This is a genomic window from Cetobacterium sp. ZWU0022 (assembly GCF_000800875.1).
Classification (GTDB): Bacteria; Fusobacteriota; Fusobacteriia; order Fusobacteriales; family Fusobacteriaceae; genus Cetobacterium_A.
Window position 1 is genome coordinate 23,968 of record NZ_JRJZ01000100.1, and the last position, 17,208, is coordinate 41,175.

General features: G+C 32.2%; 15 protein-coding genes. 11 read left to right on the forward strand and 4 right to left on the reverse strand.

Annotation, left to right across the window (positions count from 1 at the left end; translation table 11 throughout):
- The first annotated feature begins 102 nt into the window (after positions 1–102).
- Positions 103–1,071 (forward strand): type I phosphomannose isomerase catalytic subunit, encoded by a 969-nt coding sequence (locus tag L988_RS08320; RefSeq protein ID WP_047383336.1) that lies wholly within the window; start codon positions 103–105, stop codon positions 1,069–1,071.
- Between the two features lie 18 nt (positions 1,072–1,089).
- Positions 1,090–2,499, forward strand: coding sequence for a hypothetical protein (locus L988_RS08325; protein ID WP_047383338.1), 1,410 nt, complete (start codon positions 1,090–1,092; stop codon positions 2,497–2,499).
- A gap of 238 nt (positions 2,500–2,737) precedes the next feature.
- Here the strand turns inward: L988_RS08325 and pgk are convergent, their stop codons facing one another.
- Together pgk and gap are read right to left on the reverse strand one after the other, a co-directional pair.
- On the reverse strand, positions 2,738–3,937 hold the full coding sequence (gene pgk / locus L988_RS08330; RefSeq protein ID WP_047383340.1) for a phosphoglycerate kinase: 1,200 nt from the start codon (positions 3,935–3,937) through the stop codon (positions 2,738–2,740).
- A gap of 109 nt (positions 3,938–4,046) precedes the next feature.
- Positions 4,047–5,054 (reverse strand): type I glyceraldehyde-3-phosphate dehydrogenase, encoded by a 1,008-nt coding sequence (gene gap, locus L988_RS08335; RefSeq protein WP_047383343.1) that lies wholly within the window; start codon positions 5,052–5,054, stop codon positions 4,047–4,049.
- A gap of 220 nt (positions 5,055–5,274) precedes the next feature.
- On the opposite strand from gap, the gene L988_RS08340 reads away from it, so the two are divergent.
- Positions 5,275–7,353: an HD domain-containing phosphohydrolase gene (locus tag L988_RS08340; RefSeq protein ID WP_047383345.1), complete on the forward strand. Its 2,079-nt coding sequence runs from the start codon at positions 5,275–5,277 to the stop codon at positions 7,351–7,353.
- Between the two features lie 63 nt (positions 7,354–7,416).
- On the opposite strand, the gene L988_RS08345 is transcribed toward L988_RS08340, so the two are convergent.
- Positions 7,417–8,292, reverse strand: a complete 876-nt coding sequence (locus L988_RS08345; RefSeq protein WP_047383347.1) for an RluA family pseudouridine synthase — start codon at positions 8,290–8,292, stop codon at positions 7,417–7,419.
- A gap of 342 nt (positions 8,293–8,634) precedes the next feature.
- Here L988_RS08345 and asrA point away from each other — a divergent pair, with 342 nt between their 5' ends.
- From asrA to L988_RS08385, 8 genes are all read left to right on the forward strand, one after another.
- Positions 8,635–9,672 carry an anaerobic sulfite reductase subunit AsrA gene (gene asrA, locus L988_RS08350; protein ID WP_047383349.1) on the forward strand — a complete coding sequence of 346 codons (1,038 nt, stop codon included), beginning with the start codon at positions 8,635–8,637 and terminating at the stop codon, positions 9,670–9,672.
- Complete coding sequence (gene asrB / locus L988_RS08355; protein WP_047383350.1) at positions 9,672–10,481, forward strand: anaerobic sulfite reductase subunit AsrB; 810 nt, start codon at positions 9,672–9,674, stop codon at positions 10,479–10,481. Before asrA ends, asrB begins: the two co-directional genes overlap by 1 nt.
- A gap of 13 nt (positions 10,482–10,494) precedes the next feature.
- On the forward strand, positions 10,495–11,565 hold the full coding sequence (gene asrC, locus L988_RS08360; protein WP_052191765.1) for a sulfite reductase subunit C: 1,071 nt from the start codon (positions 10,495–10,497) through the stop codon (positions 11,563–11,565).
- A gap of 127 nt (positions 11,566–11,692) precedes the next feature.
- Entirely contained in the window at positions 11,693–13,450 is a 1,758-nt protein-coding gene (locus L988_RS08365) for a YeiH family protein (protein ID WP_052191766.1), read from the forward strand.
- Positions 13,451–13,470: 20 nt separating this feature from the next.
- On the forward strand, positions 13,471–13,719 hold the full coding sequence (locus L988_RS08370) for a hypothetical protein (protein ID WP_047383351.1): 249 nt from the start codon (positions 13,471–13,473) through the stop codon (positions 13,717–13,719).
- A complete protein-coding gene (locus L988_RS08375; protein WP_047383353.1) occupies positions 13,697–14,170 on the forward strand; it encodes a hypothetical protein in 474 nt (157 codons plus the stop codon). Before L988_RS08370 ends, L988_RS08375 begins: the two co-directional genes overlap by 23 nt.
- A gap of 124 nt (positions 14,171–14,294) precedes the next feature.
- The gene (locus L988_RS08380) at positions 14,295–15,848 is read left to right on the forward strand and encodes a bifunctional UDP-sugar hydrolase/5'-nucleotidase (protein ID WP_052191767.1); all 1,554 of its coding nucleotides are present in this window, start codon (positions 14,295–14,297) and stop codon (positions 15,846–15,848) included.
- A 12-nt stretch (positions 15,849–15,860) separates the two neighbouring features.
- Complete coding sequence (locus tag L988_RS08385; RefSeq protein WP_047383355.1) at positions 15,861–16,220, forward strand: FMN-binding protein; 360 nt, start codon at positions 15,861–15,863, stop codon at positions 16,218–16,220.
- 65 nt (positions 16,221–16,285) lie between these two features.
- Here the strand turns inward: L988_RS08385 and L988_RS08390 are convergent, their stop codons facing one another.
- A complete protein-coding gene (locus L988_RS08390) occupies positions 16,286–16,933 on the reverse strand; it encodes an OmpA family protein (protein WP_047383357.1) in 648 nt (215 codons plus the stop codon).
- Positions 16,934–17,208: the final 275 nt, after the last annotated feature.

Below are 17,208 nucleotides of genomic sequence, written 5' to 3' on the forward strand. Positions count from 1 at the left end.
CTCTTTTTTTATTTACTTTTATAAGAAATAGAGTTACAATAAAAGGGATTGTGGTATTTACATATAGACAAAATAATATTTATATAAATTATGGGAGGAAAAATGTACTTATTGAAATTTAAGAAAAACTTAGTAGAAAAAGTATGGGGAGGAAGAGGATTTGAAACTACTTTAGGATTTGATTTACCTAATGAAGAGTTGTATGGTGAGTCTTGGGAAGTTAGTTGTCATCCATCAGGGATGTCTTACGTTGAAAACGGTGAGTTAGAGGGAGAAACTTTAGAAAACTTATTCCAAAAGTTTGGAAAAGACCTTGTAGGTGAAGAGATAGTAGAGAAATATGAAGAGAAGTTTCCTCTTTTAATAAAGTATTTAGATATAAATGATAAGTTATCAGTTCAAGTTCATCCGAGTGATGAGTACGCTTTAAGAGTGGAGAAAGAGTTTGGTAAAAGTGAAGTTTGGTATGTTATGGAAGCGAGTGAGGATGCTAAGCTGATTCTAGGGTTAAAAAAAGAGATAACACCAGAGATATATAAAGAAAAAGTTGATAAAAAAGATTTCACTGAACTATTCAATGAAGTTAGTGTAAAAAAAGGTGACTTTATAGATGTAAAGCCTGGAGTTGTTCATGGAACTTTAGAGGGGTCGATATTGATATGTGAAATTCAGCAGAACTCAGATACAACATATAGAATATATGATTTTGATAGAGAAGTAAATGGAGTTAAAAGAGAGTTACATTTAGATAAAGCTATGGATGTTATAAAGTTTGGAGAAGAGATTGAAATAAGCTCAGAAGCATCTAGAGAAAAGATAAAGAGTGGAGATGCAACTATAGAAGAGATGATAAGAGGAGAGTACTTCTCAATAGATAGATTATTAATAGATGGAAACTTTACAGATGCACAGTACAAGAACTTTAAAATATATTCAATATTAGATGGAAAGGGAGTATTGACTTCAGAAAATGAAAAGTATGAAGTTAGAAAGGGAGATACGTACTTCATTCCAGCCAATAAAGAGGTTTTAATAGAGGGGAAATTAGAGGTAATGAAAAGTTATATATAAGAATAAAGGGGGGATTTTATGTCAACAGCAGCAATAACATTGTTAAAAATTTTATTGCACGGAGATATGCATGTAGATGAGATTGGGAAATACATAAATTTGGATACAAACGCTATAGAAAGAAATATGCAGACGTTAAATGAATACTTAAAAGCAAACAATATGAATGTAGTGAAAAAAGTTAATAATATTTACAGTTTAGAAAATAAAAATGATGGATTTGCTGATTTTTTCTCAAAACTAGATGTTTTGACTTCGGATGAAAGAATAGATATCTATTGTATAAGATTTTTATTGAAGGGTTATATTAATTTAGAAAAAGAGAGACAGCAAATGGGGGTTTCAAGAACAACAGCGATTAAAGATTTTAAAAGAGTGAGAGAACTTCTAGAAAAAAATAGTATTTTTATAGAATCGAGAAACTCAAAAGGAATTTTTTTAAAAGAACCTAATAATACAAAAATAACTGAAATATTGTGTGAGAAATTAATGAAATTATTTGCAGAGAGGGATTTTCTTTCTAAAAAGAGAAGAGAACTACTAGAAGAGATTAATATTTTAGATGAGAAAAAATTTGTAAAAATATATAAAGAGATTATAGAAGCTTTTAAAATGAGAAAATCAATCTTTACATTCTATGCTATATATTCAATGGCTCTTATTGAAAAACATAAAAATATTTTATATTATGAAAGCCAAAATATAGATGTGAAAGAAAAGAGTGAAGATATAGATAAAAGACTTGGTGAATTAAAAAATCTAAAAGATATATCTGAAAACTTAAAAAAGGTGATTGGAAGTATAGTATTGAAAGGTAAATATTATATATCTTCAGATTATCCTATAAAAAAACATTTCAATAGGTTTTCATCTAAAATTCAAGAGGTATTTAAATTGAATAGTGGTGAGACAGAAAGATTGGAAAATTATATTTTAAGTTATTTTGCAATAGGATACCTAGATAAAAAGTATGGAGTTCTTTGGGTTAGAAAAAATCCCTACTCTTTAAAATGTCGAAGGTTAGGAGAGGTTGTAGAAAATATACTGAATGAACTCAATTTAGAGATGATGTACTCTGATGTATTGAGATTAGCAGGTGCTATCTCTAGATTCTTTATGGAAGAGGAGTATGTAAAGGGATTTAAAATCCTCAGTGTATCTAGAAATTTAGATGAGGAATATAACGAGAGAGTCATTAGAAGTGTAAAAGAGCTTTTTCCAAATATTGAGTTTTCGTATCAATCTTTTCTAGAGTTTAGATTTAATACTGAAGAGGAGATTTCAGAGTACAATTTAATAATATCTGATACGGAAAGCTATTCTATAAAGAATCTTAGAAAAGTAAATGCTCTTAGTGGAAGAGAGATTCAAAGGTGTTTGATAGAGTTTCCTTTAGATAAAAGATTTAAAAAATCTGGGATTTTATAATATGCTTTTTTGATGTTAAAAAATAAAAAAAAAGTATATATACACTTAACATTAAAAATGGTATTCTAGTAATACAAATCCTTTTCTCTAATATATTCCCCCTAATATATATTTGAGAAAGTAAATTCCAGAAGAACTCCACCCCCCCGGAGTTCTTTTTTTATTTCTAAAAAAAGAGCTATTAAAATTTAAAAGCATAAAAAAAGGACACCTTGAAAAGTGTCCTTTATAATTTATATTAGTTATTAGATATAGATTCTACACCTGGTAACTTTTTACCTTCTAAATACTCAAGAGAAGCTCCTCCACCAGTAGAGATGTGAGAGAACTTGTCAGCGAATCCTAGAGAGATAGCAGCAGCAGCAGAGTCTCCTCCACCAATAATAGTTGTAGAGTTTTCTAAGTTAGCGATAGCTTCACAAACTCCGATAGTTCCTTTAGCGTAGTTAGACATTTCGAATACACCCATTGGTCCATTCCATACAACTGTCTTAGCTCCAACTAATTGCTCAGTGAATAAAGCAACAGTAGCAGGTCCTACATCTAATCCCATCTCATCAGCAGGAATAGCATCTACAGATACAACTGAATGAGGAGCTTCGTTAGAGAACTCTTTACAGATTACTGTATCGATAGGTAAAATGATTTTTCCTTCTGCTTTTTCTAATAATGATTTTGCTAATTCTACTTTATCCTCTTCAACAAGAGATTTTCCTGTATCTTTTCCTAAAGCTTTGAAGAATGTGAACATCATAGCTCCACCGATAAGTATTTTATCAGCTTTAACTAATAAGTTTTCGATAACTCCGATTTTGTCAGAAACTTTAGCTCCTCCTAAGATAGCAACTAATGGTCTTTCTGGTGCATCAACAGCTCCACCGATGAACTTGATCTCTTTTTCCATTAAGAATCCAGCAGCAGTGTTTCCTTCTCCGATGTTAGCAGCGATTCCAACGTTAGATGCATGTGCTCTATGAGCAGTTCCGAAAGCATCGTTAACGAATAAATCTCCTAAAGAAGCCCAGTATTTTCCTAATTCAGGATCATTTTTAGACTCTTTTTTACCTTCTAAATCTTCGAATCTAGTGTTTTGGAACATTAGGATTTCTCCATCTTTTAAGTTAGCAACAGCAGTTTCTAACTCTTCTCCTCTAGTAGCGTTGATGAAAGTTACTGGTTGTCCTAAAAGCTCAGCTAATCTCTTAGCAACAGGCTCGATGTTTCTCTTTTCTAAATCAGCAGCTTCTTTTACTTTTCCTAAGTGAGAGAAAGCTATTACTTTTCCACCGTTTTCTAAAACATACTTTATAGTTGGTAAAGCAGCTACGATTCTGTTTTCGTCAGTGATTTTTCCATCCTTCATAGGAACGTTGAAATCAACTCTCATTAAAACTTTCTTTCCAGCTACGCTTAAATCAGTTACAATTTTCTTTGCCATTTTATGTGAACCTCCCAAAATTTTTAAAATCTAATTATATTTTCTTAAAAAAAAGCGGAACTAGATAGTTCCGCTATTCTGTTTATTCTGTTTTTCCTAGATGTTCTAATTACTTAGAGATTTCTACGAATAATTTTAAAGTTCTGATTAATTGAGCAGTGTAAGACATTTCGTTATCGTACCAAGAAACTGTCTTAACTAATTGCTTATCTCCAACTGTCATTACTTTAGTTTGAGTTGCATCGAATAAAGATCCAAACTCGATTCCGATAACGTCAGAAGATACTAATTCCTCTTCAGTGTATCCGAATGATTCGTTAGCAGCAGCTTTCATTGCAGCGTTGATTTCAGCTACAGTTACTGGCTTCTCTAATACAGTTACTAACTCAGTTAATGATCCAGTGATTACTGGTACTCTTTGAGCAGCTCCATCTAATTTTCCAGCTAATTCAGGGATTACTAATCCGATTGCTTTTGCAGCTCCAGTTGTGTTAGGAACGATGTTTGCAGCAGCAGCTCTTCCTCTTCTTAAATCTCCTTTACCGTGTGGTCCATCTAATGTGTTTTGGTCGTTAGTGTAAGCATGGATTGTAGTCATTAAACCTTCTACGATTCCGTAGTTGTCGTTTAATACTTTAGCCATTGGTGCTAAACAGTTAGTTGTACAAGAAGCTCCTGAAATTACAGTTTCTGTACCGTCTAAAATGTTGTGGTTAGTGTTGTAAACTACAGTTTTGATATCTCCAGTTGCAGGTGCAGAGATAACTACTTTTTTAGCTCCAGCTTCTAAGTGAAGTCCAGCTTTCTCTTGAGATGTGAAGAATCCAGTACACTCAAGAACAACGTCTACGTTTAATTCTGCCCATGGTAAGTTTTTAGGATCTCTATCAGCTAAAACTTTAATTTCTTGTCCGTTTACTGAGAATCCTCGTTCGATAACCTCGATAGTTCCGTTGAATCTACCTTGTGCTGAATCATACTTGAATAAGTGTGCAAGAGTTTTTGCATCTGTTAAATCGTTTATTGCTACTACCTCAAACTCAGGGTTGTTCATCATTAATCTTAATGCTAATCTTCCAATTCTACCGAATCCATTAATCGCTACTTTAACTGCCATTTGGAAACCTCCTAATATTTTATATTTTTTTAATTTAAGTTCATAATTAAGTATTTTTCTTTTTCTTTTTGTAATGCTTTCTTTCGTTCTGTCTTAATGATATATTATCTTTTAAAATTTGTCAATTTATTCATGGGAACTAAAATTAATCTTTTTATGATTACTTTTTCATTAAAATTATAGTATAATAAAAAAAATAAAACCAAAGGAGAAGAGAAACATGTTGAAAGTATTACTGTTTTCTTTCGTATTATGCTGTAGTCTAATGGGGAAAGATCATACGATATTGTTGGAAAATGAAAATAGTTTCTTCTTTTATAAAGAGCAAAGTGAGTATAAAGGCTTATACCCCAAGATATTTCAAGATATATATAATAGAAGAGATATAAATTTGAGAGTGAAAGAGTTAGATACGAACCTAATATTAGATATGGAAAAAGGCAAAGATATTTTGATTATGGATTTAATTGAAACAGAAGAGAGAAGAAAAAAGTATTATTTTATTCCAACGTTTTTCTATTTAAAAGCTAATATGTACTTTTTAAATGCTCAGTATATAGATGTAACAAATTTCTATAAAAAAAGAGTGGGAGTTATAAAAGGAACGTACATAGACAAAGAGTTTTCTGAAAAATATGAGTTTTTAAATAGTGAAATTATTGATATTGAAACGAGAGAAAAAGGTGTACAAATGCTCAAAAATGGAGAGATAGAAGGATTTGTAGCAGATAATCAATATGGATTTATCGATACCTTAAATAAAATAGATATGAATAGAATACCTACGATGGTTACAACATTAGCTGTTCCTAAAAGTGAGAAAAAGCTATATGAGGATTTAAAAAAATATTTTGAAAATATCTCGTCGGATGATTTGAAAAATATGATTAGTGAATCTAGAAGAGAGTATTATAAAGATAAATTTAAAGGTAGATATCAATCTTTGAAGGGTAAAGAAGTAGATGTTCTGTTTCCAGCAGAGAAAAGTAATTATCCTCTATACTATAATGAAGATGGTAAAGAAAAAGGATTAACGGTTGAATATTTATCAGACGTTGCTGATATTTTAGGATTGAAAATGAATAAAGTTACTTACACAAATAGTAAGGATTGGAAAGAGAATCATATAACAGCAGCAGCAACAGTTGAAACAAGTATTGAAAGAGGAGACCATTATACAAACCCTTACTATACTTTAACTCCAGTTATATTCAATAGAAAAGAAGATGGTTTTATAACTAATTTAATAGAAGCTAGGAAAGAAAGGTTTGCTGTAGTTGATAATAGCTATTATATGGATTACCTTAGAAGAAGTTTAAAAGAGGAAAATTTTATTTATGTAAATGATATGGACGAAGCGATTGAAAAAATTAGAAAAAAAGAAGCTGATTATAGTATTGCAGATTATAAAACATTAATAAATAAACTTTACAATAGCGGATATGATCAAGAGTTGAAAATTGCGGGTATTTTGGATAAAAAATATGATTTGTCGATGATTATTCGTAAAGATGAAGAGGAACTTTTCGAAGCGTTAAAAGAGATTTCGGCAAGTTTTTTGAATGAAAATATGACTAAAAATATATATTGGTTAAAAAATAGTTATGAAGTTACTGACTATAAAAGACTTGTTGGTGTTTCATTAGGGCTGTTTTTGATAAGTTTGATACTTATGTACAGGGCTAAAAAAGATTTAACTGAAAAAAAGAAGTATCAAGATTTAATGATGTCGTTAGTATCGTCGTTAGAAGCTGTGAATCAGTTCAATGATTTTGAAACAGGAAATCATATAAAAAGATTGAATATGTATTCTGAACTACTAGCTAATAAAATGGGGTGTAGTAAAAAGTTTTGTGATGAGATAGGAAGCGTTGCCTCGTTACATGATGTAGGAAAAATAGGGATTGATAGGAGTGTTTTAAAAAAGCCGGGAAAGCTTACGGAAGAGGAGTTTGAAGTAATAAAAACTCATCCAGAAATAGGATATGAAATAATAAAAAAATCTGGTGTCAGTATGATGGCTGAAAATATAGCAAGATATCATCATGAAAAATGGAATGGAGAAGGTTATCCGAAAGGCTTAAAAGGTGAGGAGATTCCTTTAGAAGCTAGGATAGTTTCGATTGTAGATGTGTATGATGCCTTGAGACAAAAAAGAGTATATAAAGAAGGGTTTGATCATCGTAAATCCATTAGTATAATAAAAGAGGAAAGTGGAAAAAGTTTTGATCCAGAAATTGTAAAGGTTTTCTTAGAAAATGAGTTGAAATTTGAAAGATTATTTAATAGCAATACTTAAAAGAGAGTGGTTTAAAGCCACTCTCTTTTCTTTTTTCTACTATTATATATATAATAATAAAAATTAATCTTTTACTTTATGTAAAATCTCTTTGAAATCATCTGGAAGAGGTGCCTCAACTTTAATTTTTTCGTTAGTTTCTACATCTGTAAATATAAGTTTGAATGCATGTAGCAGTTGTCTTTTTGCTCTAGAATCTCCACCACCATAAAGGTCATCTCCTAGAATAGGATATCCAACTAAGGACATATGAGCACGTATTTGGTGAGTTCTGCCAGTGAAAAGTTCTAATTCGATAAGAGTTAAATTCTCTTCTGGGAAACGCTCTAAAACTTTCATACTTGTTTTAGCAGTTTGTCCTCCAATTTCAGGAGACATCTCTTTTCTTCTAAGTTCGTCGCCCTCTTTACCGATAGGAATCTCTATCATCATCTCATCCTCTTTTACAACACCTTTAACAATAGCTTGATAGAACTTAGAAACTTTCTCTTTATCACTTTGTAAAAAAGCTTGAGTATAAGCATTCTTAGCAACAACAATAAGACCAGATGTGTTCATATCTAAACGATTGAAAAATCTAGGTGGTTGAATTCTTCCTGTTTCCTCTTGAAGATGGTATATAACTCCATTAGCTAAAGTGATATCTGTTTTTTTAGTTGTAGGATGTACAACTAAATATGGATCTTTATCTATTATAATCAGATTTTTATCCTCGTATATTATTTTTAAATCCATTTGAATAGGCTTGATTCCAACCTCTTTCTCTTTTTCTTTAACTAGAAGTCTAGCATTTTTCTTAACTTGTTTAGTCGTTTTAACTCTTTTTCCATTTAAATAAACCTCTACATTTCTAATACCTCTTCCAGAATATCCTTTTTCTTTTAGGTATTGAGAGATTTTCATATTGTGAAATTCAGCTTCGACAGTAAATTTTTTCATACGTCCACCTTTTAAATAATATTATTTTCTAATATTTTATACTGAAATGCAGAAAAAAACAATCTTTTGATTTTAAAGTGACAAAAAAGTGATCGTTTTAACACTAGTGTATAAGTATACTAGTGTTGTATGAAATTAGATGCAGAAAGGATATTTGGAAAGTGAAACTTTATCAAAAAAATAAAGAAATTAAACTATGACCAATTAAGTTTCGACTGAAAATTCAATTTTAACCAAATATAAAAAAGTAGTAAATATTGATTTACAAATTTACATAAAGGTTGTAATATAAACACATGAATGGTTGACTAAAAATTCAAATAATGGGGAGGCAAAGTAAGAATGGGATACAAAATAACAGCAGAAAATTTTGATAGCTTGTTAAAAAATCTTAGCAAAGAGTATAAAGTATACGCTCCAAAGAGATTTCCTAAGCAAGGAAGATATTCGGATACGGATATTGTAAGATATGATAGAGTTTATTCGGCAAATGAGATTGTGCATGAAGAGAAATCTGATTATGCAGCTAAAGAAGCTCTAAGCCCAATAACAGAGACAGTTTTATATTTTACTGATGCAGATTACAGAGAATCAAAAGTTGTTGATGAGAGACCAATGCTTGTATTTGCAAGAGCTTGCGATATACATTCAATTAAAAGATATGATGATATATTCTTAAAAAATGGTGGGTTTGAGGATTCATACTATAAAAGAATGAGAGAAAAGACAAAGTTTGTTTTAATTGAATGCCCTAAAAATGGATGGGATACTTGCTTCTGCGCTTCAATGGGAACTGGATCAGCAGATGAGTATGCTTTTGGAGTTAAATTCTTAGATGGAGAGGTTTTAGTAGAAACTAAAGACTCTGAATTTAACACTTACTTTGCAGGAAATGAAGAGTTAGAATTTAAAGTGACTCCTGTTACTGAGAATGTAAGAACAGTTAGAATACCAGAGATAAATGATAAAGAAACTCAAATAGCAGTTAAGAGTTTAGAGATGTGGAAAGAGTTTGATAAGAGATGTTTAATGTGTGGAAGTTGTACTGTATCTTGCTCGACTTGTACTTGCTTTACAACATATGATATGAACTACACATCTGACTCAAATGCAGGGGAAAGAAGAAGAATAAATGCTTCTTGCCATGTAGATGGATATACTGATATGGCTGGAAACCACTCGTTTAGAAAAGCTGGTGGAGAAAGAATGAGATTTAAAGTTATGCATAAGATTCACGACCACAAAAAGAGGTTCAAAGAGCACCATATGTGTGTTGGATGTGGAAGATGTGATGATAAGTGTCCAGTGTTTATATCGTTTGCAACTACTGTAAATAAATTAGCAGCAGAAGTTGATAAACTAAATGGAGGTGCTAAATAATGCAAAATTTAATAATGCCAACGCCATACAGATTATTAGATGTAAAACAAGTTACTGATATTGAATTTCTATTTAGAGTTGAATATCCAGAAGCTGGAAATATAAAGTTTGGACAATTTATGCAACTATCTCTTCCTAAAGTTGGAGAGTGTCCAATATCAGTTACTGACTTCTCAGCTGAGGAGGGTTGGGCAGAGTTCCTAATCAGAAAAGTTGGAGTGGTAACAGATGAGATATTTAATCTTCATGCAGGAGACTTACTTCCAATGAGAGGACCTTATGGAAAAGGGTTTGATGCAATTGATATAAAAAATAAAAAAGTGGTTATCGTAACAGGAGGATCAGGACTAGCTCCAGTTAGATCGTTAATCAATCATATACATAAAAATCCAGCTGAAGTTCAATCGATGGAGCTACTATTTGGATTTAAAGATGACAATTCAATACTATTTAGAGATGAAATTTTAGAGTGGAGAAAGAAACATCCTATGGTGCTTACAGTGGATAAAGGGTGTGGATTAGATGGGGAGTGCGTAGGACTTGTTACAGAATATGTACCTCATTTAAAGATGTTATCAAATGAGTTTCATGATTTAGAAGTTGTGATTGTTGGACCACCTAATATGATGAAATATACAGCTATCGAGTTTGAAAAATTAGGAGTTCCTACTGATAAAATTTGGGTATCTTTTGAAAGAAAGATGTCATGTGCAATCGGTAAATGTGGTCATTGTAGAATAGATGAAGTTTATGTTTGTCTAGAAGGACCTGTGTTTAATTATTCAGAAGCTAAATATCTAATCGACTAAGGGGGTATAAAGAGTGAATCACGATATTAATATAACTAAAATGAAACTAAACTGCTTCCGTCAATCAAAAGTACCAGGGGAGTTCATGATACAACTTCGTGTTCCTGGAGGATTAATAGAAGCTAAGTATTTAAAAGTAATACAAGAGATTGCAGAGAGATGGGGAGATGGAACATTCCACATGGGTATGAGACAAACTCTTAACGCTCCTGGAATAAAGTTTGAAAATGTTGAGGCTGTAAATACTTATTTAGAAGAGTATATAAAAGAAGTAGATGTTGAGATGTGTGGAGTTGATATGGATGTTACCAAAGCTGGTTATCCAACTATCGGAGCTAGAAATATAATGGCTTGTATTGGAAACTCTCACTGTGTAAAAGCAAATATCAACACTTGGGAGTTAGCAAGAAAACTTGAAAAGCAAATTTTCCCAAGTCATTACCATATAAAATTGGCAATAGCTGGATGTCCAAATGACTGTGCTAAAGGTCACTTTAATGATTTTGGTATAATTGGAGTAACAAAGCCGATATATGTTAAAGATAGATGTATTGGATGTGGAAGATGTGTGAAGGTTTGTGATCATGCTGCTACTAGAGTTTTAAAGTTAGAAAATCATAGAATTGTTAAAGATTCTTGCTGCTGCGTTGGATGTGGAGAGTGTGTTGAAGCTTGTCCATCTTCAGCTTGGGTAAGACCAGAGGAAAAACTATTTAGAGTTATCATCGGTGGAAGAACAGGAAAGCAGTATCCAAGAATGGGTAAGATGTTCTTGAACTGGGTAACTGAGGATGTAATTTTACAAGTTATTGGAAACTGGCAAAAGTTCTCAGCTAATGTATTACATCATAAACCTATGTATATCCATGGAGGTCATTTAATAGACAGAGCTGGATATCAAAAGTTTAAAGAGTTAATGCTTGATGGTGTTGAGTTAAATCCTGAAGCACAAGTAGCACAAAGAATTCTTTGGGCAGAGACAGAGTACAGAGCAAATATAAATGTAAAACCTATGTCTCAACATCCAAGTCCTGGAGAAGCATATACATTAGAGAAACCATTTAATTATGGTGGAGGACACTAAAAAGTAGTTTTTATTCGAAAAAATATTCTAAAAGTTAATGGGAACCCTTAAAGGGTTCCCATTAGTCATGTTTACGACTTTGAATTATGGTTCAAAAAGCTTGTTAAAAAAACCTAGGGGGTAGAAAATGGAAGCTATTAAAGAGAACGAAAAAAGTTTAAAGGAAACAATATTAGATTTATTTAAGTTTGAGGATTACTGGGCAATATTACTAGCAACAATCTTATTGGTATTTTGTATGTTTATGTATATGGGAGCTAACTCTAACGCTGTGTTAGGAAAGGCAGAAGTATATAATGATATAATGAAGAGTGAAGGAGAAAGGGCTTCGTTTAAAACAGTTCAATGGCACGAAGCGCAGTTTGACAAAAATGCTCTCGTAATAAAAACATCACTTTCACAAAAGGTGAGAGATGTTTTAGGAAAACCTAAAAAGTGGACAACGAATCCTTTAGAGTCTGTATACCTGAGTGAAAGTGCAGCTTTGGAGAAGGGAGCTCCATTTATTAAAGATTATGAAGAGATTAAAAATACTACATCTATAATGAGAGAAAATGCTTTAGCTGCTACAGCTTTAGCTGAAGGGAAAAACTTTACAGATGAAGAGTTAAATAAAGCAGCTACAACATCTGTGGATGAGTGGTTGGTGAGTAGAGATAAGGAGAGTAAGTTAAAAGCAAAAGCGATTCAAAAGCCGTATAACTTGATACCCAATCTTCTTATTTTATTGGCTGCAATTGGAGTTTACTTTAGTTTTGGAATGAAGAAAATGGGGAGAGATAGAGAAGGTTTCTTACAAGGATTCCCGTTTGTATTTCTATTAGCAACGAGTGCTTATCTTTTAGGAGAACAAGAAGCACTAAAAGCTTGGGGACTAGGATATGTATTCTGGGGATTAGTTTTAGGGTTGATAGTTAGTAACACTGTAGGAACTCCTAAAAAGTTACTTGCTGCGGCACAAACAGAGTATTTTATAAAAACAGGATTAATTCTATTGGGATCGACTGTTTTAGTGAATAAAGTTTTGTTGATAGGAATTCCAGGAATCTTCGTAACTTGGTTTGTAACTCCGGTTGTTTTAGTTTTAACATTCCTTTTTGGAGATAAGGTTTTAAAAATGGAATCGAAGAGTTTGAACATGGTTATGTCTGCAGATATGTCTGTAAGTGGAGTGTCAGCAGCAATAGCAGCGGCAGCGGCTTGTAAAGCTAAGAAAGAGGAGCTTACACTATCTGTAAGTATCTCGATTATGTTTACTGCATTTATGATGATAGCTATGCCTATGTTTATAAAAATGTTGAATATGGATCCTGTTTTAGGTGGTGCTTGGATTGGAGGAACTGTTGACTCAACAGGAGCGGTAGTTGCAGCAGGAGAGTATTTAGGACCTGTAGCAAGAGACGTTGCAGCAACAATAAAGATGATTCAAAATATAATAATTGGTGTTATGGCATTAGGTGTTGCAGCTTACTGGTCTTTAAAAGTTGATACATCTATGGCAGCAGAGAAAGATTTCTCTTTAAAGGGGTCTTTACTTGAAATATGGAATAGATTCCCTAAATTTATTTTAGGATTTATAGGAGCTTCGTTAGTATTCTCTGGAATCTACGCTATGTTAGGAGTGGATGGTTCTAAAATAGTTATCGATAAAGGTATGGTTAATGGTTTAATATCTCCGTTACAAGGGTGGCTATTCTGTTTAGCATTCACAAGTATTGGGTTATCAACTAATTTTAGTGAGCTGAGTAAGTTGTTTAAAGGTGGAAAACCAATAACTCTTTATATAGTAGGAAAGATAATTAATCTAGGAGTAACTTTTGGAGCAGCGTATCTGATGTTCCACGTAATATTCCCAGATATAACAAAATCACTTATGAGCTTATAAAGGTAAAATAGGAGGAGAATATGATAAAAAAGTGGATAGCTTTATTGAGTAGCTTTTTATGTATATATTTCTTATGTTTTTCTGTTTTACCATTTTTAGATGATGTTTTAGGTTTTAAAGAAGCTCATCAAAAGTTAGCTGAAGAGGATATAGAGTCTGGAGCTTGGTATTATATATTTGTAAAGAAAGTAGAGCCAAGTTCAGAAAATGTTAGGCATACTCTTATATATTCAAATAGGAGAGAGAATGAGAAAAGAGACGATAGATAAGTTTTTGGAAAAAGAAACAAAGTTAGCTTTAGAGGTTGCTTCAAAATTAATAGAAAAACCAAAAGTATCGATAATGGTAGTTGTATTTCCTTTTCTATTGATTAATTTTATCCAAGACTTAAGAATTTATCGTTATAAGAGAGAGTTTTTTTTAAAAGAGTACCTATTTTTAAAAAAAACTATATGTGAACTTTTGAAAGAAAAAGAACTTTCAGATACAGAGTTAGAGGAGAGAATAGAGAGCATAATAGTCAAAGATAGTAAGTATAGTGAACTTTATCGATGTCAAATAGATGAAGGGATTGCAATAAAAAAATATCTGACTGGAGAGAGAGATGAGATGTTTATGCGTTCAAAAGAGATAGAAACTTTAAAGAGAACAATTGAAATTTTAAAGCTGAATGGAGATGCTTTAGAGACTAGTCAAAAACTTTTGAATATACTTATATAATAATGGTTGTAAAATAAAGGTGAAAACTGCATTTGTATGCAGTTTTTTCTTTTACAATCTTGTCTAAATATGATAAAATATGTTCGAATTTAATTGAATACTAGGGTTTATCAGGGAGGAAAAAATGAATAAAAATTTAAAAGTTTTTGGTTTAATGGGACTGGTTTTAGCTCTTTCTGCTTGTAAGGTGTTACCACCGAAAGATGGAGAATACGAACTAACTCTAGTTCATGTAAACGATGTTCACGGAAGAGCAGTAGAAAGCAAAAATGATGGTGTGGGGTTAGCGAGAGTAAAGACTATAGCTAAAGCATTAGAGCAGGATAGAAATAATGGTAAAGTTTTATTGATAGATGCAGGAGACACTATGCATGGAACAACATTTGCGACTTTAACTAAAGGTGAGTCGATGGTTGAGACATTAAATGCAGTAGGTTTAGATTATGCAACTTTAGGAAATCATGACTTCAACTATGGACAAGAGAGATTAGAAGAGTTACTTTCTATGCAAAAATATAAAACTTTAGCGGCGAATGTTATAGATAAAAATACTGGAAAACCAGTTGCAGGAACTTATGATATTAGAAGAATAGATGGAGTGAAGGTTGGATTCTTTGGATTAGCAACTCCAGAAACATATTTCAAAACAAATCCAAACAATGTAAAAAATATTACAATTGCTGATCCAATTGCAACGGCTAAAACAGTAGTGGCACAAATGAAAAAAGAGGGAGTGAAATTTATAGTAGTGATTTCACACTTAGGAGACGACGAAAGTACGGCTAAGCATTTACAAAGTATAGGAGTGGCAGAAGCTGTTCCAGAAATAGATTTAATTATTGATGGTCACAGTCATACAGAATTGAAAGAGAAGAAGGTTGTAAATGGTGTAACAATAGTACAAACAGGTGAGTATACAAAAAATGTTGGTGTTGTAAAAGTTGATTTCGATAAATTAAAAGATAGAAATGCAGCAATTGACTATACTTTATATACTAAAGATATAATAATGAATGGAGATAATCCAGTACCTGAAGATGAGAAGGTAAAAGCAACAATAGATGAAATATCTAAGAAACAAGAGATGATAACAAGTGTAAAAGTTGGAGAAAATCCAATTTTATTACAAGGAGATAGAGCTTTTGTAAGAACTGGAGAAACAAACTTGGCTCAATTAATAACGGATGCAATGGTTTGGAAAACAGGAGCTGACGTAGCAATAACAAATGGTGGAGGAATAAGAGCTTCTATAAATCCAGGAGAAGTAACAGTTGGAGATATTATTAGTGTATTACCATTTGGAAATTATGTTATAACAAAAGAAGTAAAAGGATCTGATTTACAAAAAGCTGTTGAAAACGGATTAAAATCATATCCAGAATCATTAGGGGCAATGGCTCAAGTTTCTGGAATGACTGTTAAATTTAATGTGAAAAATCCAGCACATAGAAGAGTTTTAGAAATAAAAGTAGGAGATAAGAAATTAGATCCTAACAAGACATATGTTGTAGCAACAAATGACTTTATGGCAGCAGGTGGAGATGGATATACATCTTTAGCTGGTGGAAAAGAGATTGGACATTATCCAGGACTTGATGAAGTATTAATTGAATATATTCAAAAAGTAGGATTAGAAGGAAGAGATAAAGTAGTTCCAAGATTAATACCAAAGAAATAGAAGGGGTTAGGAATGACAAAAGAGGGTTTAAGGAAAATATCCGTAATGGCCTTTATAGGATTGGGATTGCTGTTAGGAATATATGATGCTAATAAGCCGGGACCAATGTTAGTAAAAGGAAGCGGAACAGGTTATAATGGAGAGCTGTCTGTAGAGTTACAAGTTAAGCCAAAAGGAAAAGAATTTAAAATTATAGGTTTGAATGTAACGCATACAGATACACCACCAATTGCAGATCCAGCTATAGAAACTTTAAAAAATCAAGTTTTAAGAAATCAGAATGCGGATTTAGATGTTGTTGCAGGAGCAACATATACATCTGAGGGTGTACAAGAAGCTGTAAAAAATGCAATTGAAAAAATTGGTAAATAATTTAAAAGAAAAGAGGGTTCGATAAGAACCCTCTTTCTATTTATTATGTTTTGTTTTAGCAGATATTAGTAAGCAGGGAAAATTTGGATTTCAACCCTTCTATTTTGAGCTCTACCTGTAGTAGTTCCGTTACTTGCGATTGGTCTATCTGGACCAAATCCATTTATAGTTATTCTATTAGGATTTACTCCTCTTCTAACTACATAATCAGCAACACTTCTTGCTCTTTTAACTGATAGATCCATATTGTAAGAGTAAGCACCAGTGTTATCTGTGTGTCCAGATATAACTATTCTTGTTTCAGGGTATTGATTTAAAACAGAAGCTATATCATTAAGAGGAGCGTAGAATCCAGTTCCAATAACAGATCCGTTAGTTGGGAATGTAACTCCGCCAGGAAGATTAAGATTAATGTAATTTCCTTCATCAGTTACCTTAACTGAAGTGTTTTGTAATCTAGCTTGTAACTCTTTTGTTTGTTGATCTTTGTATGCTCCCCATCCTAGACCAGCAAGAGCTCCAATACCAGCTCCGATAAGAGTTCCTTTAGTATCTTGTCCGATTGCTTGCCCGATAAGAGCACCTATAGCAGCTCCACCAGCAGTTCCAGTAGTTTTACTATTTAGGTTGTTATAACCACCGTTAGTAGAAGTACAAGCACCAAAAAGTGAACCAGCTAAAAGAACAGAACAGATAAGTTTTGTATTTTTCATAATAAACCTCCTTAAAACTAAAAATAGTTATAGATATTATAGAAAATATTTTTCCAATTGTATATAAAATATTATTCTTTTTAAATAAAATTAATCCTTCTTTTTCTTAGTGTTAAAAAAAAATAAAAAAAATAAAAAAAGTTTGTTGACAGAAATTATAATTTGTGATACTATAATTATGTAGCGAGCGAAAGCGAGTTGCGAAAATTAAATAGTCGGAATATAGCGCAGTCCGGTAGCGCACCTGCCTTGGGAGCAGGGGGCCGCAAGTTCGA